This is a genomic window from Pseudomonas sp. FSL R10-2964, assembly GCF_009600035.1.
GTDB lineage: Bacteria > Pseudomonadota > Gammaproteobacteria > Pseudomonadales > Pseudomonadaceae > Aquipseudomonas > Aquipseudomonas bubulae.
In genome coordinates this window covers 1-16,871 of sequence record NZ_WIWH01000010.1, presented here as the reverse complement: position 1 = coordinate 16,871, position 16,871 = coordinate 1, and the positions used below count along the sequence as shown (strand labels likewise).

General features: G+C 59.8%; 20 protein-coding genes. 8 read left to right on the top strand and 12 right to left on the bottom strand.

Going from position 1 to position 16,871, the window contains the following annotated elements:
* The 6 genes from GHN92_RS07620 to GHN92_RS07595 are packed head-to-tail and all read left to right on the top strand — an operon-like array spanning position 1 to position 4,574.
* On the top strand, positions 1-519 hold the full coding sequence (locus GHN92_RS07620; protein WP_165446537.1) for a DUF3261 domain-containing protein: 519 nt from the start codon (positions 1-3) through the stop codon (positions 517-519).
* Complete coding sequence (locus tag GHN92_RS07615) at positions 516-1,703, top strand: beta-ketoacyl-[acyl-carrier-protein] synthase family protein (protein WP_095000872.1); 1,188 nt, start codon at positions 516-518, stop codon at positions 1,701-1,703. The genes GHN92_RS07620 and GHN92_RS07615 overlap by 4 nt, the downstream gene beginning before the upstream one ends.
* Positions 1,700-2,167: a hotdog family protein gene (locus tag GHN92_RS07610; RefSeq protein WP_095000871.1), complete on the top strand. Its 468-nt coding sequence runs from the start codon at positions 1,700-1,702 to the stop codon at positions 2,165-2,167. Before GHN92_RS07615 ends, GHN92_RS07610 begins: the two co-directional genes overlap by 4 nt.
* Entirely contained in the window at positions 2,160-2,888 is a 729-nt protein-coding gene (gene fabG / locus GHN92_RS07605; RefSeq protein ID WP_095000870.1) for a 3-oxoacyl-ACP reductase FabG, read from the top strand. Before GHN92_RS07610 ends, fabG begins: the two co-directional genes overlap by 8 nt.
* The gene (locus tag GHN92_RS07600; protein ID WP_095026335.1) at positions 2,888-4,114 is read left to right on the top strand and encodes a beta-ketoacyl-ACP synthase; all 1,227 of its coding nucleotides are present in this window, start codon (positions 2,888-2,890) and stop codon (positions 4,112-4,114) included. Before fabG ends, GHN92_RS07600 begins: the two co-directional genes overlap by 1 nt.
* A gap of 19 nt (positions 4,115-4,133) precedes the next feature.
* Positions 4,134-4,574 carry a hypothetical protein gene (locus GHN92_RS07595; RefSeq protein WP_153379812.1) on the top strand — a complete coding sequence of 147 codons (441 nt, stop codon included), beginning with the start codon at positions 4,134-4,136 and terminating at the stop codon, positions 4,572-4,574.
* A gap of 599 nt (positions 4,575-5,173) precedes the next feature.
* Here GHN92_RS07595 and GHN92_RS07590 read toward each other — a convergent pair.
* Positions 5,174-5,512, bottom strand: coding sequence for a YceK/YidQ family lipoprotein (locus GHN92_RS07590; protein ID WP_095000867.1), 339 nt, complete (start codon positions 5,510-5,512; stop codon positions 5,174-5,176).
* Between the two features lie 441 nt (positions 5,513-5,953).
* On the opposite strand from GHN92_RS07590, the gene GHN92_RS07585 reads away from it, so the two are divergent.
* The gene (locus GHN92_RS07585; RefSeq protein ID WP_095017718.1) at positions 5,954-6,133 is read left to right on the top strand and encodes a DUF6124 family protein; all 180 of its coding nucleotides are present in this window, start codon (positions 5,954-5,956) and stop codon (positions 6,131-6,133) included.
* Between the two features lie 42 nt (positions 6,134-6,175).
* Here GHN92_RS07585 and GHN92_RS07580 read toward each other — a convergent pair whose 3' ends face one another.
* Positions 6,176-7,078 (bottom strand): LysR family transcriptional regulator, encoded by a 903-nt coding sequence (locus tag GHN92_RS07580; RefSeq protein WP_095000866.1) that lies wholly within the window; start codon positions 7,076-7,078, stop codon positions 6,176-6,178.
* 221 nt (positions 7,079-7,299) lie between these two features.
* On the opposite strand from GHN92_RS07580, the gene GHN92_RS07575 reads away from it, so the two are divergent.
* Positions 7,300-8,478 (top strand): MFS transporter, encoded by a 1,179-nt coding sequence (locus tag GHN92_RS07575; RefSeq protein ID WP_254925317.1) that lies wholly within the window; start codon positions 7,300-7,302, stop codon positions 8,476-8,478.
* 30 nt (positions 8,479-8,508) lie between these two features.
* Here GHN92_RS07575 and gspM read toward each other — a convergent pair whose 3' ends face one another.
* The 10 genes from gspM to gspD are packed head-to-tail and all read right to left on the bottom strand — an operon-like array spanning position 8,509 to position 16,794.
* The gene (gene gspM, locus GHN92_RS07570) at positions 8,509-8,958 is read right to left on the bottom strand and encodes a type II secretion system protein GspM (protein ID WP_095020166.1); all 450 of its coding nucleotides are present in this window, start codon (positions 8,956-8,958) and stop codon (positions 8,509-8,511) included.
* Positions 8,955-10,046: a type II secretion system protein GspL gene (gene gspL, locus GHN92_RS07565; protein WP_095017719.1), complete on the bottom strand. Its 1,092-nt coding sequence runs from the start codon at positions 10,044-10,046 to the stop codon at positions 8,955-8,957. Before gspL ends, gspM begins: the two co-directional genes overlap by 4 nt.
* Positions 10,043-10,900, bottom strand: a complete 858-nt coding sequence (locus tag GHN92_RS07560) for a general secretion pathway protein GspK (protein WP_095017720.1) — start codon at positions 10,898-10,900, stop codon at positions 10,043-10,045. The genes gspL and GHN92_RS07560 overlap by 4 nt, the downstream gene beginning before the upstream one ends.
* The gene (locus GHN92_RS07555) at positions 10,900-11,454 is read right to left on the bottom strand and encodes a type II secretion system protein GspJ (RefSeq protein ID WP_095017721.1); all 555 of its coding nucleotides are present in this window, start codon (positions 11,452-11,454) and stop codon (positions 10,900-10,902) included. Before GHN92_RS07555 ends, GHN92_RS07560 begins: the two co-directional genes overlap by 1 nt.
* Positions 11,447-11,815, bottom strand: a complete 369-nt coding sequence (gene gspI / locus GHN92_RS07550) for a type II secretion system minor pseudopilin GspI (protein WP_095020164.1) — start codon at positions 11,813-11,815, stop codon at positions 11,447-11,449. The genes GHN92_RS07555 and gspI overlap by 8 nt, the downstream gene beginning before the upstream one ends.
* A complete protein-coding gene (gene gspH, locus GHN92_RS07545; RefSeq protein ID WP_130872292.1) occupies positions 11,805-12,293 on the bottom strand; it encodes a type II secretion system minor pseudopilin GspH in 489 nt (162 codons plus the stop codon). Before gspH ends, gspI begins: the two co-directional genes overlap by 11 nt.
* Before the next feature lie 3 nt (positions 12,294-12,296).
* Positions 12,297-12,737, bottom strand: a complete 441-nt coding sequence (gene gspG / locus GHN92_RS07540) for a type II secretion system major pseudopilin GspG (RefSeq protein ID WP_095000859.1) — start codon at positions 12,735-12,737, stop codon at positions 12,297-12,299.
* Between the two features lie 3 nt (positions 12,738-12,740).
* A complete protein-coding gene (gene gspF, locus GHN92_RS07535; RefSeq protein WP_153379810.1) occupies positions 12,741-13,952 on the bottom strand; it encodes a type II secretion system inner membrane protein GspF in 1,212 nt (403 codons plus the stop codon).
* A 2-nt stretch (positions 13,953-13,954) separates the two neighbouring features.
* Entirely contained in the window at positions 13,955-15,427 is a 1,473-nt protein-coding gene (gspE, locus tag GHN92_RS07530) for a type II secretion system ATPase GspE (protein ID WP_153379807.1), read from the bottom strand.
* Complete coding sequence (gene gspD, locus GHN92_RS07525; protein WP_153379805.1) at positions 15,424-16,794, bottom strand: type II secretion system secretin GspD; 1,371 nt, start codon at positions 16,792-16,794, stop codon at positions 15,424-15,426. Before gspD ends, gspE begins: the two co-directional genes overlap by 4 nt.
* Between the last annotated feature and the right edge of the window lie 77 nt (positions 16,795-16,871).

Genomic DNA, 16,871 nt, shown 5'->3' with positions numbered 1-16,871 from the left:
ATGAACCGAGTTGCCTGCATCGCGAGCAAGCCCGCTCCCACACGGATAATGTTTGTGTGGTTAGTGATGTGCATGCTGCTCAGTAGCTGCACCAGCTTGCCGCTGCCCAGGAAAACGCCAACCCTGGCCCTGCCCATGCAATTGCATATCCAGCGCGAACAGGCCGAACAACGGCAAGACTGGTTGCTGGTGATCCAGCAGCAAGGACCTGCCCTACGCTGGTCGCTGATGGACCCCCTGGGTATTCCGCTGGCGCGCCAATTACTGCAAGACGGCACCTGGCAGGCTGACGGTCTGTTGCCGCCCAACCCCGAGGCCCGCGAACTCTTCGCCGCGCTATTGTTTGCACTGACACCGGCAACTGAGCTGGCGGACAATTATCCACAAGCAAAAACTGCGGCTGACTTGCGAGTTATTGAACAGCGCTGGCAAGTGCACTACCAGCAACCCGAGGCATTTCGCATCGATATGAAGGGCGATCTGCATTACACAATCAGCCCGCTGGAGGCCGCCCCATGACTGCTTACCTCAACGCACTGGGCGTGGTCTGCTCTCTGGGCCGAGGCCCCGCCGAAGTGGCGAGCAAACTGTTTGCCGGTGACTGCTCGGGCATGCAGCGGCAAAGCGGCTGGGTGCCTGAACGCTCGCCGACCATCGGCGCGGTAAGCGGCGAACTGGCAGCGATCCCCGCGGGGCTCGAACAGCAAAACAGCCGCAACAACCGACTGTTGCTCGAAGCCGCATTGCAAATACAGGGCGATATTGAGCAAGCAATCGCTACCTTCGGCCGCGATCGTATTGCCATCGTGCTGGGCACCAGTACCTCGGGCATTGATGAAGCCAGTCAGGGCATTGCCCATTACCTGCAGCATCAGCAGTTCCCCGCTGACTACAGCTATCAGCAACAAGAGCTGAGTGCACCGGCCACGTTCCTGGCCGACTGGCTGAACATCAGCGGGCCGGCCTATGTGATCTCCACCGCCTGTACCTCCAGCGCCCGGGCGCTGATGAGCGCCCAGCGGTTGCTGGACATGAACCTGTGCGACGTAGTGCTGTGCGGCGGTGTCGACACGCTATGCAAATTGACGCTCAACGGTTTTTCGGCGCTGGAGGCGGTGGCGGATGAGCGCTGCAACCCGTTTTCGGTCAACCGTCGAGGCATCAATATCGGCGAAGCGGCAGCGCTGTTCTTGATGAGCAGGCACCCCGCCAACGGCCACACCATCGCTCTGCTCGGCGCAGGCGCCAGCAGTGACGCGCACCATATTTCCGCCCCGGAGCCCAGCGGCCGCGGCGCCGTACAAGCCATGCACAAAGCCTTGGGGCGCGCGGGTTTACAGCCCGCTCAGATCGGTTACCTGAACCTGCATGGCACCGCCACCCAGCACAACGATGCGATGGAAAGCCACGCCGTGTCGCAGGTGTTCGCCAACGGTGTGCCGTGTTCGTCGACCAAACCCATGACCGGCCATACCCTGGGTGCGGCTGGCGCGCTGGAAGCTGCCTTCTGCTGGCTGAGCCTGAGCCACGGTGGTGCTTTGGCGCCCCATGTCTGGGACGGCCAAGGCGACCCGGCGCTGCCGGCGCTAAACTGGGTTACCCCCGGCCAGACCCTCGCACCCGCCCCACAGCGCTGCCTGATGAGCAATTCGTTTGCCTTCGGCGGCAATAACGTCAGCCTGATTATCGGAGAGGCCCCATGATTGACTGGCCACTCGCCGAACTGCTGCCCCACGCTGGCGACATGATCCTGATCGATCAGGTCCTGGCGTTTGATGAAGAGCAGATTGAAACCCGCCTGATCGTAAAAGCCGGCGGCCTGTTCAACCGCGAAGACGGTAGCCTGCCCGCCTGGGCAGGCATTGAGTTGATGGCGCAAAGCGTCGCGGCCTACGCCGGTTGTCGCGCCCGCTTGCAGGGCCGCCCCGTGGCGCTGGGCTTTTTGTTGGGCACACGTAAATTTGAATGTAACGTCGACCATTTCCCGCTCGGCGCCCCGCTGCATATCCACGCCCTGCGCTCACTGGAGGACGACAACGGCATGGGCGTATTCGAGTGTCACCTCACCGGCCCCGGTATCCATGCCAGCGCCCGCCTGAACGTGTTCCGTCCACCCCAGGCTGACACCTACCTTGCTCAAACACCCCGGGAGACCCGCCATGACTGAGTCCATTCTGGTCACAGGTTCCAGCCGTGGCATTGGCCGCGCCATCGCCTTGCGCCTGGCCCAGGCCGGCTTCGATCTGGTCCTGCATTGCCGTAGCGGCCGCAGCGAAGCCGATGCCGTCATGGCCGAAGTACACGCCTTGGGTCGCAGTGCCCGGGTGTTGCAATTCGACGTATCGGATCGCACCCAATGCAAAGCCATCCTGGAAGCCGACGTTGAAACCCACGGCGCCTACTACGGCGTAGTGCTCAATGCCGGCCTGACTCGCGACGGCGCCTTTCCAGCGCTGAGCGAAGACGATTGGGACGTGGTGATGCGCACCAACCTCGACGGCTTTTACAACGTGCTGCACCCGGTGATGATGCCGATGATCCGCCGCCGCGCAGCCGGGCGTATCGTCTGCATTACTTCGGTCTCGGGCCTGATCGGCAACCGCGGGCAGGTCAACTACAGCGCTTCCAAGGCCGGTTTGATCGGCGCCGCCAAGGCTCTGGCCATCGAGCTGGGCAAACGCAAAATCACCGTCAACTGCGTCGCGCCGGGGCTGATCGACACCGCCATGCTTGACGAAAACGTACCGGTAGACGAACTGATGAAAATGATCCCCGCCCAACGCATGGGCACCCCCGAAGAAGTCGCAGGGGCGGTCAACTTTTTGATGTCGGCCGAAGCGGGCTATATCACCCGCCAGGTGCTGGCCGTCAACGGAGGGTTGTGCTGATGAAACGCGTCGTTGTCACCGGCATGGCCGGTATCACCTCGCTGGGCAGTGACTGGGCCAGTATCGAAGCCAACTTTGTGGTCGGGCGCAGCGGTATCCGGCGCATGGACGAGTGGGACCGGTTCGCTGAACTTAACACCCGACTGGCCGGCCCCATTGATGACTTTGTGGTGCCCGCCCACTGGACCCGCAAGCAACTGCGCAGCATGGGCCGCGTGTCGCGGCTGGCCGTCGGCGCTGCAGAGCAGGCCCTGCAGGACGCCGGCCTGCTCGGCAACCCGATCATTCGCGACGGGCGCATGGGCGTAGCCTGCGGCTCGTCCACCGGCAGCACCGACGAGATCATGGCGTTCGGCAATATGCTGCTCAACTCGGTGGCAGACGGCCTCAATGCCAACAGCTACGTACGGATGATGCCGCACACCACAGCGGCCAATATCAGCATCTTCTTTGGCCTGACCGGGCGCCTGATCCCGACCTCCAGTGCCTGCACCAGCGGCAGCCAGGGGATCGGCTATGCCTACGAGGCCATCAAGTTCGGCCGCCTGCCGCTGATGCTCGCCGGCGGCGCCGAAGAACTGTGCCCCACCGAAGCGATGGTGTTTGACGCGCTGTACGCCACCAGCCTGAAAAACGACGCCCCGCACACCAGCCCACGCCCCTACGACAGTGGTCGTGACGGCCTGGTGATCGGCGAAGGCAGCGGCATGCTGGTACTCGAAGAGCTGGAACACGCACTGGCCCGTGGCGCCCATATCCACGCAGAAATCGTCGGCTTTGGCAGCAATGCCGACGGCCAGCACACCACCCGCCCGGAAGTCGGCACCATGCGCCGGGCGATGGAACTGGCACTGGAAGACGCCGGTATTGGCGCGGATGCCATCGGCTATGTAAACGGCCACGGCACCGCCACCGAACAGGGTGATATTGCCGAGACACTGGCCACCAGCGAGCTGTTCGGCAAACACATGCCCATCAGTTCGCAGAAGAGCTTTTTTGGCCATACCCTGGGCGCCTGTGGGGCGCTGGAATCCTGGTTCAGCATCGAGATGATGAACCGCGACCGCTACGTTCCCACGCTTAACCTCGATAAAGTCGACCCGCGCTGCGGCGAACTGGATTACCTGCGTGACGAGTTCCGGGTGATGCACAACGACTATGTGATGAACAACAACTTTGCCTTTGGCGGGGTCAACACATCGTTGATCTTCCGTCGCTGGGCCTGATACCTGTGGAACCCATGCAATGACTTACCTGCTGCGCATTACCTTGATTGCCCTGGCCCTGCTGACCACCGTGTCCTGCACCAGCAAACCCGTGTTCACCCCCGACCGCACATTGCATGCCTCGATCAACAGCGACCGTGCGAAAATGCAACAGGCCATCGTCAAGGCCCTGGTCGGGCGCGGCTGGACAGTGCAAAAAATCACCCCGCAACTGGTGCAGGCGCAGATCACCGTGCGCGGGCAATACCACGCTGAAATCGACATTCCGTACAGCGCCGATCACTACCGGATCCAGTACCGCGACAGCAGCGGCCTGGACTACAAGGACGGCAAGATTCACAAGAATTACATTCGCTGGGTGCGCCTGCTGGATCGCGATATCGTGCGCGACCTCAAGGACAATCAGAACGAACGCACGGCCAAACAGCTGTCTGAAGCGGCGCGGGTAAAACCGTTGTAACCATCAGAAACGACAAAGGCGCCTTTCGGCGCCTTATTCACAAACAGACTGGCTTGTCATAGCACTGTGTCTGTCCGGCTCTGTAATGGCTGGTTTCCCAGGATTCTCAGAGTCTCACAAGCCCCTTGCGGGTACGAATGGACTATTACTCGCGCTAAGCGTTTAGGCAACCAGCATGACGCCCGCTTATAGTTTCTGGCCGCTCTTTTACAAGCTCAAAGCGCAGCGGACAGCCGATGTTTACGAATAACCACGATGGCCCTGACCTTGATCATTCCGGCACTTCATAGCCTCTGAAATCACAAATAAGTACGCTGCCTTCTTTCGGTTGATATTGAAGTGACATTGACTGGACCCGTGCTTAAAGAAGCGATTTTGCGCAGCATTACTTTCAAGTTTCCAAGCGTGTTTTATAACTGCGCGTTTCGCAATTCTCGGCCAAACCGCAGCCCCTGCGGGCCATATCTCTTTCATTCGCAGGACATAACCTGCAAAGCCTGAACCGCGATGTAGCGCTGGCGATGGTGCATCTGATCCATCAGGCTAAAACGTCTGTGGATAAGTGACTGGCCCGGTAATACACGCTCCCAAAGCTACAACTATCGGGCGAGAGTGATACTTCCTTCGGTGCTTTGGCGATAAATCGTGTAGGGCAGCACCACCGTGTCAGCAATGGCGGAAGGCACGAAATCCAGAAGCCTGAGTGGTAGCAAGGCAGACGCTGCAATATCTTGTGAAACAGTAGGGGATGGCCCGTGCAGAATACACAGACCGTATGACACGCCACTGTAAACCCGGGGCACGGAATCACAGTAGGTTTTCCACTCTTTAAGATTACGACGCGTTACTTCATCACCACGCAATACCGTATTGGTCGTTCCACAACCGCTGAGTGCCAAGCATAAGCCAGCGAGCACTGCGTAACCTTTATGGGCCATGATCAAATCTCGATGTCAGGGGTTAATAACCTAACGACAAACGTACACAAAAGGCGATCACCTCCCGGCATCGATTTGTTAAGAGACTTTTCGCCAAGAGGAAATCTTGCGCGCCAACATTGACCGGGCAGCGACGTCCGAGGGTCATATCTCTTTCATTCGCAGGACGCTTCCTAGAGAATCCTTGGGTCTTGCGCCTGTCTCTTTCGATCGCTAGCCTCCGGTACGTCATCCCCCATGGTTGACCGGGCGTGCAAGTCCGATTGAGATTTGAGTATCACCGCCAGAAACTCTGTTTTATGGCGGCTGTACGTGGGAGGTCTTCGGATCTGCCGGGTTTTGCTCCTATCTACCGGTCTTGCACACCCGCGTACAGCTGCCACCCTCTTTGTGTGCAAGCAAATGGTGACAGCTTCCAATTCGTATAGATGGAGACTCACCATGACTACACACGATCACGAACAAACCCTCGAACACACCGATGAACTGCTGCGCTGCGCCATCGCCACGGCCTATGCGTCGGCCGATAACCTGCAAGGCCTGAACCGCGATGTGGCGCTGGCGGTGGTGCATCTGATCCATCAGATCAAAGCGTCTGTGGATAAGTTGCTGGCTCGCTGATCAGCCCTGCCCTCACCCCAAACCTCTCCCTCCGGGAGAGGGCTAGGGTGAGGGGTGCACCATCTTGCGCGTCAGCAACTGCGCAAACGCGGTCGCCATCGGTGATGAGTGACCCTTGCGCTGCACCAGCCACACCGCCGTATTGGCATCGGTATCCAGCAACGGCCGATAAACCACACCCTTGATACGCATATGCTGGAACGACGCCGGCAGCACCGACACCCCCAACCCCGCCGACACCAGCCCGATAATGGTCATGGCCTCCCCCGCCTCCTGGGAGATATGCGGGCTGAACCCCGCCACCCGCGCCAGGCTGAGCAATTGCGCGTACAAGCCGCTGCCATAGCTGCGCGGGAAGAATACAAAGGGTTCGTCCGCCAATGCCGCCAGTTGCAAACCATCCTCGCTGCCTTCGGCCAGCGGGTGATCGGCGCGAATCACAGCCACCAGCGGCTCGCGAAACAGTTCCACGACATGCAACGAATCCGGCAACGCCAGCGGCCGCATGATCCCGACTTCGATGGACTCATCCACCAGCCCCTCGGCCACCTCGCGGCTGCTCATTTCCTTGAGGTCCAGATGCACCGCCGGGAACGCCTGGCGAAAGGCAAAAATGGCCTGGGGGATACTGGAGTTGAACGGCGCCGACGAGGTAAAGCCAATTTTCAATTCACCCAGCTCACCCAACTGCGCCCGCCGGGCCACGTCGGCGGCTTTGTCGACCTGGGCCAACACCCGCCGCGCCTCCTCCAGAAACAAGCGTCCGGCTTCGCTCAGGGCAACCCGACGATTGGTTCGCTCGAACAGCCGTGCCCCCAATTCCTGCTCAAGCGCCTGAATTTGCTGGCTTAGCGGTGGCTGGGAAATGCCCAGCACCTGCGCCGCCCGACCAAAGTGAAGCTCTTCGGCCACGGCAATGAAGTAGCGCAAATGGCGCAGCTCCATACAACCTCCATTAAGTCGTAAAACCTATTAAACAGGTCGAATTATATATTGGAAAGAATCGTTAGCCGCCTATATTCTTTTGTCATTGCCGTTCGGCTTTACCCCTATTTGAGGTCCCCGTGAAAACTGCCGCTGCACCCCTGGCCCACGAAATCCCGCCGTCCGCGCTGGATGATGTTGTTACCCAACTGAATGATGTATTTATCGAGAAAGGCACGCCGATGTTTATGCGCACGGTGCTGGCCCTGTTCTCGGGTGGGTTCGCAACCTTTGCCCTGTTGTATTGCGTGCAGCCGATGATGCCGGTGCTATCCCATGAGTACGGGATCAATGCCGCTCAAAGCAGTCTGATTCTGTCCGTGGCCACGGCGATGCTAGCCATTGGCCTGCTGATTACCGGGCCCATTTCCGATGCCTTCGGGCGCAAGCCCGTGATGGTGTTTGCGTTGTTTAGTGCCGCGCTGTTTACCCTCCTCAGTGCCCTGATGCCGACCTGGGAAGGTGTACTGATTACACGGGCGCTGGTAGGGCTGTCTCTTAGCGGGCTGGCTGCGGTAGCCATGACCTATCTGAGTGAAGAAATCCACCCGCAGCACATCGGCCTGGCCATGGGCCTGTATATCGGTGGCAACGCCATTGGCGGCATGAGCGGTCGTCTGATCAGCGGTGTATTGATCGACTTTGTCAGTTGGCACACCGCGATGTTGGTGATTGGCGCGCTGGCGCTGGTGGCCGCGGTGGTGTTCGTGAAAATCCTCCCCGAGTCGCGCAACTTCCGCCCGCGCTCGATGAATCCGCGCAGCCTGCTCGACGGTTTCACCATGCATTTTCGCGATGCCGGGCTGCCCTGGCTGTTTCTCGAAGCGTTCCTGCTGATGGGGAGTTTTGTCACTCTGTTCAACTACATCGGCTACCGCCTGCTGGCCGAGCCGTACAATATGAACCAGGCACTGGTAGGCTTGCTGTCGATCGTCTATCTGTCGGGTATCTACAGCTCGGCCCAGATTGGCGCACTGGCCGACAAACTGGGCCGTCGTCGCGTACTGTGGGCGGTGATTGTGCTGATGCTGGCCGGGATCGCGCTGACCCTGCTCACGCCCATTGCGTTTGTGATTATCGGCATGCTGATGTTCACCTTCGGCTTCTTCGGCGCGCATTCGGTGGCCAGCAGCTGGATCGGCCGCCGGGCAAGCAAGGCCAAGGGGCAGGCGTCGTCGCTGTACCTGTTCAGTTACTACGCCGGGTCGAGCGTAGCTGGCACCCTGGGGGGGGTGTTCTGGCATCTGGCGGGCTGGAACGGCATCGGCTTGTTTATCTCCAGCATGCTGGTGGTTGCCCTGCTGGTAGCGCTGCATCTGGCCCGGCTGCCAGTGCTGCCGGGAAACGCGAAGAACACGTAACTCCCTGCACCTGCGGCTACAGGCACTACCTCAATTCGGGTTGTTGATCTGTAGCCGTGCCTGGAGGCTGGTACCACGTTTTTCCAGACTCAGGCTTTCGAAGCCTGCACCTTCCAGTTCAATACGATTGAGCCAGCCCAGCACCGCAACCGCATCCCCGTTCAGGGAGATGCGTACAACACCGCCATCCATTTCAAACTGCTCAACGCTCAACCCGGAGTCTGCGGCACTGTCGCTCAAACGCGAGACCAAGGGCTGTTCAGCACCCCTGGCGATGGATCCGGGGCGTGCCTGCCGGACTTCACCTTCGAGTGCCAGCTGCTTGAGGTATAGCGCCCGGGCCGCATCCAGACGTTGTTGAGCCGGTAACCACAGCCCGTAGACGCTGAACACAATCAGTAGAAATACCGCCAGCACACCGCACAACTGGCGGTCTCGAGGCGGCAGGTGCAACCAGCGCTCACGCACAAACGTCTTCATGATTCATCCCTGAGGGTCAGCATGGCCTGCACCCGACTGCCCTGCTGGCTCGCATTGCCCAGCGTAATCGGCAGTGCGCTTTGCACGCCTCGCTCGCGTAATTGCTCAAGCTGGGCAAAGCTGCCGACCGTGAGGTTCAATACCCAACCGATGCTTGCCCGCCACTCCATATGCTGCACTTCGACACTGCTGGCGCCAATCACCTGCTCGGTCAGTTGAAGCAACCGTGCCATATGCCCTCCTTGTGCACCCGTGGCGCGCTGCTGCATTGCCTTGAGTTGTGCGGACAGGTCCACAATACGGGTTTGCGCCGGGTACAGGGTTTTGAACCGCTCTTCGCTCATGACATAAATCCGCGCCGCTTCCCCCTCCAGAAAACTGCTGCGCAGGTGGGTAAACCCCAAGGCCAGCGTGAACATCAGCAGTGCCATTACCCTGAGTCGCCGCCACGGCCAACCCCGCACCTGACGCCGAAACTCACCTTGGAGCAAGTTGATTGCATCTTCCGGGAGTGCGTCCCAGTCAATTTTTCGCGCCGTCAATGCGGTGGGCAAACCGGATTTAACCAACTCCAGCCCCACCAGGGAGACGGCCAGCCGGAATTCAAGCGTCCCGCCAACCAACCAGCGCCCACACCACCATTGCATACATGCTTGATCGCGTGGCAACAGATCCGCATCCACCTGCGCGCTGACGATAGTCAAACCGCGCTCATGGAGCTGGCACAGCAAGGTTCTAAATCGCTGTTTGTGAGTGATCAGCAAGGGATAACGCTGCTGCGTATCCACCGGCCCGACGGCGAAGTGCAGTTCGTCCAGATCATCGGCCAGTTGATCTTCGACGGCAAAAGCCAGGGCCTGTGCGGTGGGCCTACGCTTGCCCGGCCAGGGTTCGGTCAGCACCCAGCTGCACATTTCCATGGGCAGGACCAGTGCGACGTTCCGGCCTTTCAGCCCGGCTGCAGCTTCGCTCAATGAGGTTTCTGTCGGCGACTGAGCATCGTGCCAGACGAATACAGGGGCGTTGTCATAATCAATCTCGACACTGTGGGCAAAACCCTTGGCGGTGAGGTAAAGCCAGCTGTTCATACAAAGGGCTCGCGGTGTCGGGGAGCTAAAAGGCGTCGCTGCAACAAGTGCCATTCGCCGGTATGAGGATCGCGGACCACATCGCTTTCAAGCCGCAAGCGACTTTGCCCAAGGCGCACATCGGTGGTGATCCGAAACCAGCGACTGCTGATGCCCAGACCCGCAGCCTGAACACCCAACCCGATCAGCGCCGGGGTGAACGTGAAATCCTGAACACTGGCATAGCCTTGCAGCGGCCGGGTAGTCACCAGCGCGCGCGCCAGCTCAGGCGTCACGCCTTCCAGCGTCGCAAGGAGAGTGGCAGGCGCAGTGTTTATGTTCAGTACGGCATCCTTGCCCAACAGCACGATCCACGGCTGCATACGCATGTACCACTGGCTGTCGACACCGGGCAGCACACGCAACTGGCTGATATCACTCAAACTCTGGCCCTGCAGTACGCTGGCATCCAGCGGGGTCAATTCAAGCAGGGTTTGCAGGCGCATCCAGCGTTGCTCCATCACATCGCTGGCGGGACCTTTGGCCAATAAGGGGCTGATGTTGAATCGCCCGGCGAGGTCTTCAATTACCACGTCGATTTGTCCATCGTCGATGCGCAACTGTGGCTGGCTGCTGGCCCAGGCCTGGCCAGAAGCAACGGCCACCATGGGGTCGCGGATCAGGGTACGCAAGTGTTCACGGGCCCAGGTCTCGCCCGCAAATGCCAGGGTGCGCAGTTGCAACTGGTGGATCTGCTGGGCACTGCTGTTCAGGGCCAGACGATGGCTGCGCAACATGCCGGCGGTGATCAACAACGCCAGGCTCATCACCAGCAACACGGTGATCAGGGCGATCCCTCGCTGGTTGCGGCGCATCACGTGCCCCCCGTCAATAACAGCACACGGCGTACACCGTCGAAGCGACCCACCGACAGGTTTAACTCCAGGGCGTGCTGCGCAGTTTTGGGGGCAGAAGCACCTGCACTGTGCCAACCCGTCTTGCGATTGAACAACCGCCAGCGCACCTCGCGCACATCGCCAAGCAGTTTTTGTTGTTGCAGTTGCGCGCCCTCCTCCAGCCCGCGGCTAAAGCGCCAGAGCACACCATCCTTGAGCTGGTAACTGACATCCTGCACTTCACTGCGCGGCAGGCCCAACGGGTTGCGCCAGTTGACGCGGCGCACTTCGAGTTTATCGGGGTACAGCACGACACCCGGGCTTTGGGCTGAACTCTGGGCCTGCAAAACATCGCGTTCGATCATCGCCACCGCCCTCTGCAAGCTGCGCAGGGCCTGCTGTTGTGCCGTGCTGCTGCGCTCGACACGTACAACTGCGTCAAAGAGTCGCCAGCAGCCAAGGCCCAGCAAGGCGAAAATGGCAATGGCAATCACCAGTTCGAGCAGGGTAAAGCCGGCCTGGGGCTTATTCATGGCTGAACGCCAGCCAGTGGGTCACAGACTGTATCGCATGCTCGCTGCCCGCCGGGCTGACACTCAACTCTACCCGCAGCAGGCCTGTACCGGGCTCGGCCGTGATGCGTCGACTCAGGCGCCAGTCACGCCGGGCATAGGTCACATTGAGGGTTTGTAGCCCCAAGGCCGGAGGAGCAGTTTGCAGCTGCATTTCATTGAGGTGGTTGTCCGCCAGCCATGCGCCCAACAACCTTGCCTCGACCCTCGCACTCTGGCCCAGCACATACTGGCAGGCAGACATGACCGCCGCCGCCAGGATGGCAAAGATGGCGAGCGCAATCATGACTTCCAGCAGGGTGAAACCTTTATCAGCCTTCATGGGATGCCTGCGCCACAACAACCAGCGCGTCGCCAAGGCCGTCGCTGACGATACTTCGCCAGCGCCGGGGCGGACTGTCGACGTGCAGACTGAAAGCGGTGTTTTCATCGCTGCTCAACCACATTAACTGCGGTGCTTCTGCCATAGGTATAAGGGGCTGCGAGCGCCCCTCCACAGTCAGGGCAAGGGCCAGTCCGTAAGGCAACTTCACCCGGGCATCAGCCGGCTTCCAGGCATCACGTTCAAAGCGCATCACCTGATAGGCCCCGGGCTCAAGCCGCAGGCCATATTCCCGGCCATCCAGAACCGCTTTCTCGCGTAAACCGTGCATAACGCCCAACAGGACATCGGCTTCCTGTCGAGCGTTGCGGCTGTTGTTGTCACCCAGGCTGATACGCACCATTGAAGCGAGCACACCCACCAGCACAATGACCACCAGCAACTCGATCAGGGCAAAGCCCGACGCCCGCCTGCGCATGGCTCAGTAGCTCCAGTTGCCGATGTCTGCCGCGCTCCCTTCACCGCCGGGTACGCCGTCTGAACCCAAGGAAAACAGATCGTAATCTGTCGAACGGGTACCCGGGCTGAGGTATTGATAAGGCGTGCCCCACGGATCCAGTGGCAGCCGCTTGAGGTACCCCTGCGGGTTCCAGTTTTTTACCACCGGGCTGCCGGCCGGGTGCTTGCTCAAAGCCTCAAGGCCCTGCTGGGTCGAGGGGTAGCTGAAGGTGTCGAGGCGATACATTTCAAGGGCTGTGGCAATGGCCTGAATATCAGTGCGCGCAGCGGTCACCTTGGCCTGATCCGGGCGGTTCATAAACTGAGGCACGACAATGGCACCGAGCACACCAATGATGACTACCACAACCATGATTTCAATCAGGGTGAAGCCCCGTTGCTTGGGTTTTGAAGCACTGTTCATAGGTCAATCCACCAGTTGATTGAGGCCAAGAATCGGCAAGAGAATGGCCATGACGATCAGCAGCACCACGCCACCCATCAGCACCAGCATGATCGGTTCAAACAGGCTCACTACCAGGGCGATACGGGCGGCGAGGTTTTTTTCCTGTTGCTCGGCGGCCCGCGCCAGCATGCTGTCCAGCTCGCCGGCACGTTCGCCACTGGCAATCAGATGCAGCATCATGGGCGGGATATCACCACTGCGCTCCAGCCCTCGAGCCAGAGTGCCGCCTTCGCGGACTGAGCGGGCAACGTCGAGCATGCGTTGGCGTATGGCCAGGTTACTGATGACCGTGGCCGAAATTTCCAGGGCATCCACCAGTGGTACGGCACTTTTGCCCAGTATCGCCAGGGTGCTGGCGAACCGTGCTGCTTCCATTGCCCTCAGCACCCCGCCCACCAGCACAAGGTTGAGCAACAGCACATGCCAGCGCAGCTTCAGCCGCGGCTGACGCAGTGCCCAACGGGTCGCGCCGCAGGCAACCAGCAGCACGATAAAAAGCAACGCGCCATAACTGCGCAGACCATTGCTGATGGCGATCATGGCTTGTGTCAAAACAGGTAATGGCTGGCCACTGTTGATGAAGATCTTGACCACGTCGGGTACAACGTAGCCGAGCAGGAAACCGACAATCGAGAACGAAGCAACCAGCAAGATCAGGGGATAGACCAACGCCAGCTGGATTTTCTGGCGCGAGGCCTGACGGGCTTCGGTGTAGTCGGCCAATTGCTCCAGGACGAGCCCCAGGTGCCCGCTGCGCTCGCCTGCAGCGACCGTGGCCCGGAACAGTTCGGGGAAAGCGCGGGGGAACACCGCCAACGTGGTGGCCAAGGCATGACCTTCCAGCACCCGGCTGCGCACAGCCGCCAGTAAATGGCTAACCCGACGCTTTTCACTTTGAGCCGTGACGGCGCTCAAGGCTTCTTCGAGGGGCAGGCCGGCATGGATCAGAGTGGCTAATTGACGGGTGAGCAGCGCCAGATCCGTGCCCCCCAGACGGGTGCCGGACTGCGCATGGCTGTCCTTCTGCCGATTTTTTCTGGCCTCACCAAGATGACTCAGGCGCAGGCCCCGCTCACGTAAAAGCTGGCGAGCATGGCGGGCACTGTCAGCCTCTTGAAGCCCCCGGCAATTGCGCCCGTTGGCGTCCTGCGCGCGATACTCAAAAGCAGGCATGCTCAGTCCTCCTGAGTGACACGCAGCAGTTCGTCGAGGCTGGTCTGACCGTCAAGCACCCGCCGTTGGCCATCTTGAAACAGCCCGCAGGATAACTTTCGCGCTTCGCGGATCAGTTCCGGCTCGCTGGCGCCCTGATGAATCATCCCGGCCAGGGCCGGGGTGATACTGACCAGTTCGTAGATACCGGTACGACCGCGATAACCTTGCCGGCAGTGTGTGCAGCCCCGAGCCCGGAACAGGATCGGCCTGGCCTCAGGGTCAAGGCCAAGCCGTGCCCTGGCGACCGGGTCGGCGGCGTACGGGGTTTTGCAGTCCGCACACAGCGTGCGCAGCAGCCGCTGGGCCAATATGCCCACCAGAGAAGACGACAACAGATAGGCATCCACCCCCATGTCTACCAACCGGGTGACGGCGCCAATGGCGCTGTTGGTGTGCAGGGTCGACAGCACCAGATGCCCGGTCAACGAAGCTTGTACGGCGATTTCGGCGGTTTCATGGTCACGGATCTCACCGACCATGACCACGTCGGGGTCCTGACGCAGAATCGCCCGCAGACCTCGGGCAAACGTCATGTCAGCCTTGGTGTTGACCGGGGTCTGGCCGATGCCGGGAAGGTGATATTCCACCGGATCTTCGACAGTCAGAATATTACGGCTCTGGTGATTCAAATGGCTAAGCGCAGCATACAGGCTAGTGGTTTTGCCCGAGCCGGTCGGGCCCGTGACCAGAAAGATCCCATGGGGGCGCGCAAGAATGTGTTGAAACCGACTCAGGGTCTCGGCGGGCATGCCCAGGCACTGGAGATCCAGGCGCCCGGCCTGTTTATCCAGCAGACGCATGACTACCCGCTCACCGTGTGCAGAAGGCAGGGTAGAAACTCGCACATCGACTTCATGCCCGGCCAGACGCAAACTGATGCGGCCATCCTGGGGCACGCGTTTCTCGGCAATATCCAGGCGCGCCATCACCTTGATCCGTGATACCAGCAGACTGGCCAGTTCGCGTTTGGGCCTGAGCACTTCACGCAGTTGGCCATCAATGCGCATGCGCACGGACAGGTAGTGCTCAAAGGTTTCGAGGTGTACGTCCGAAGCCTTCTCACGCATGGCTTCTCGCAGCAGGGCATTGATCAGGCGAATGATCGGGGCATCGCCCTCCTGCTCCAGCAGATCTGCGGTTTGCGGTACTTGCTCGGCCAGGCTCATCAGGTCGAGTTCGTCGTCCAGCCCTTGGGCTACTTGCTCGGCCGCGCTTTGGCCAGCGCTATAGGTGCTGGCCAGCCGCTCGCTGAATTGTGCATCGGTGAGTGTGCTGACCTTTAATTCAGCCGTTGCCCAGCGCTGTGCTTCGGCCAACGCGGTCAATGGTGTGTCGGCACGAAGCAACAGGGTGGCAGGCGTGGATGAGGTGTCCAGCAGCACCCCGAAACGCCGGGCAAAGCCGAAAGGCAAACGCTCACCTGGCGATGTCATGGTCGACCTGCTTCAGGTGGGCGACGGTTATCTTGCGTAGGGGTATCGAACATTTGATGTGCATTGTCGGGCAACAACCGCGAGCTTTTGCCCTTGGGACCGCTCTCATCGAGCTTGCGCAAAGCGTTGTAACGGCTTTCGCTGATTTCACGCAGATCATTCTTGCTGCGCACAATGGTCGGACGCAAAAAAACCATCAGGTTGGTTTTGGTACGGGTGTCTTTGTTCCAGCGAAACAGGGCGCCCAGGTACGGAATGTCTTTAAGTAAAGGAACGCCACTGACCTGGGTTCGAACGCTGTCCTTGATCAGCCCGCCAATCACGATGATTTCCCCGTCTTCGGCCAGGATGGTGCTTTTCAAGGCGCGTTTATTGGTGATCAGATCGGTTGACTCGACACCCTGCAGTGAAGGGGCTATCTCGGAGTTTTCCTGTGCAACTTCCAGACGCATCAAGCTGCCTTCATTGATATGCGGCTTGACCTTTAGGCTGATGCCGATGTCCTGACGCGTCACCGTGGTAAAGGGGTTTTTGGCGTTTTCACCAGAGCCTGTATAGGAGCCAGTTTTGAGCGGCACGTTTTGGCCCACCAGGATCTCGGCTTCCTGATTGTCCAGGGTCAGAAGGCTCGGCGTGGACAACACATTGTTGTTGGTATCGCTGGCCAACGCTGAAACCAGGACGTTGAAACGGTCGTTGCCAACCTGCAGCACGGCACCTTCTGGGAGTTTGATATTACTTTGGGACAACGCACCAATTTGAATTCCGGTGCCCGGGAAGGTAATACCGCCTCGGCCTCTGCCTGCGTTGACACCCCATTGCACGCCGAGGGTTTTCGCAATATCCCCGGAAACTTCAACAATAGCGGCATGGATCAACACTTGTGAGCGCGGCTGATCCAGTTCGCGCACGATATTTTCCAGGGTACGAACCTGCGCAGGCTCAGCCATGATCACCAGTGCGTTCTGGCTTTCATCTGCCGCTACCATCACTTCGCGGGTTGATGCTTTCTGGGTACTGCTCTCCAGGGCCATGTCCTTTTTCAAACCCGGGCTTACTGATTCCAGTACTGCGGCCAATTGCTTGGCATCGCCATAGCGAAGACGCAGCACCCGTGAGTTTTCCTGCTTGATGCTGCCCGGAGCATCGAGAGAGCGGGCCAGTGCACTCAAGCGCTTGCGCGCTGTTTCGTTGCCAATGATTACCACGCGATTGGTCGATGTGTCGGCGATCACTCGACTGTTCGAACCCGCATCCTTTTTGTCCAGCGCTTGCTCCATGATCCTGGCAATGTCGCTGGCCAGACCATGTTTGAGCACAACCACCGAATGGCCGGAACGCGCACCTGAATCCAGCTGGCGAACCATTGTAACTGATCCATAAACCTCACCTATCCAAACAGGCGGCGTCTGAGGTGGGGAGGAATCAAATCATGCTGGCGCGG

Bases quoted from the DNA above. Each gene is read 5' to 3' on its own strand.
- GHN92_RS07620 (WP_165446537.1), top strand. From the start codon at position 1: ATGAACCGAGTTGCCTGCATCGCGAGCAAGCCCGCTCCCACACGGATA.
- GHN92_RS07615 (WP_095000872.1), top strand. From the start codon at position 516: ATGACTGCTTACCTCAACGCACTGGGCGTGGTCTGCTCTCTGGGCCGA.
- GHN92_RS07610 (WP_095000871.1), top strand. From the start codon at position 1,700: ATGATTGACTGGCCACTCGCCGAACTGCTGCCCCACGCTGGCGACATG.
- fabG (WP_095000870.1), top strand. From the start codon at position 2,160: ATGACTGAGTCCATTCTGGTCACAGGTTCCAGCCGTGGCATTGGCCGC.
- GHN92_RS07600 (WP_095026335.1), top strand. From the start codon at position 2,888: ATGAAACGCGTCGTTGTCACCGGCATGGCCGGTATCACCTCGCTGGGC.
- GHN92_RS07595 (WP_153379812.1), top strand. From the start codon at position 4,134: ATGACTTACCTGCTGCGCATTACCTTGATTGCCCTGGCCCTGCTGACC.
- GHN92_RS07590 (WP_095000867.1), bottom strand. From the start codon at position 5,512: ATGGCCCATAAAGGTTACGCAGTGCTCGCTGGCTTATGCTTGGCACTC.
- GHN92_RS07585 (WP_095017718.1), top strand. From the start codon at position 5,954: ATGACTACACACGATCACGAACAAACCCTCGAACACACCGATGAACTG.
- GHN92_RS07580 (WP_095000866.1), bottom strand. From the start codon at position 7,078: ATGGAGCTGCGCCATTTGCGCTACTTCATTGCCGTGGCCGAAGAGCTT.
- GHN92_RS07575 (WP_254925317.1), top strand. From the start codon at position 7,300: ATGTTTATGCGCACGGTGCTGGCCCTGTTCTCGGGTGGGTTCGCAACC.
- gspM (WP_095020166.1), bottom strand. From the start codon at position 8,958: ATGAAGACGTTTGTGCGTGAGCGCTGGTTGCACCTGCCGCCTCGAGAC.
- gspL (WP_095017719.1), bottom strand. From the start codon at position 10,046: ATGAACAGCTGGCTTTACCTCACCGCCAAGGGTTTTGCCCACAGTGTC.
- GHN92_RS07560 (WP_095017720.1), bottom strand. From the start codon at position 10,900: ATGCGCCGCAACCAGCGAGGGATCGCCCTGATCACCGTGTTGCTGGTG.
- GHN92_RS07555 (WP_095017721.1), bottom strand. From the start codon at position 11,454: ATGAATAAGCCCCAGGCCGGCTTTACCCTGCTCGAACTGGTGATTGCC.
- gspI (WP_095020164.1), bottom strand. From the start codon at position 11,815: ATGAAGGCTGATAAAGGTTTCACCCTGCTGGAAGTCATGATTGCGCTC.
- gspH (WP_130872292.1), bottom strand. From the start codon at position 12,293: ATGCGCAGGCGGGCGTCGGGCTTTGCCCTGATCGAGTTGCTGGTGGTC.
- gspG (WP_095000859.1), bottom strand. From the start codon at position 12,737: ATGAACAGTGCTTCAAAACCCAAGCAACGGGGCTTCACCCTGATTGAA.
- gspF (WP_153379810.1), bottom strand. From the start codon at position 13,952: ATGCCTGCTTTTGAGTATCGCGCGCAGGACGCCAACGGGCGCAATTGC.
- gspE (WP_153379807.1), bottom strand. From the start codon at position 15,427: ATGACATCGCCAGGTGAGCGTTTGCCTTTCGGCTTTGCCCGGCGTTTC.
- gspD (WP_153379805.1), bottom strand. From the start codon at position 16,794: ATGGTTCGCCAGCTGGATTCAGGTGCGCGTTCCGGCCATTCGGTGGTT.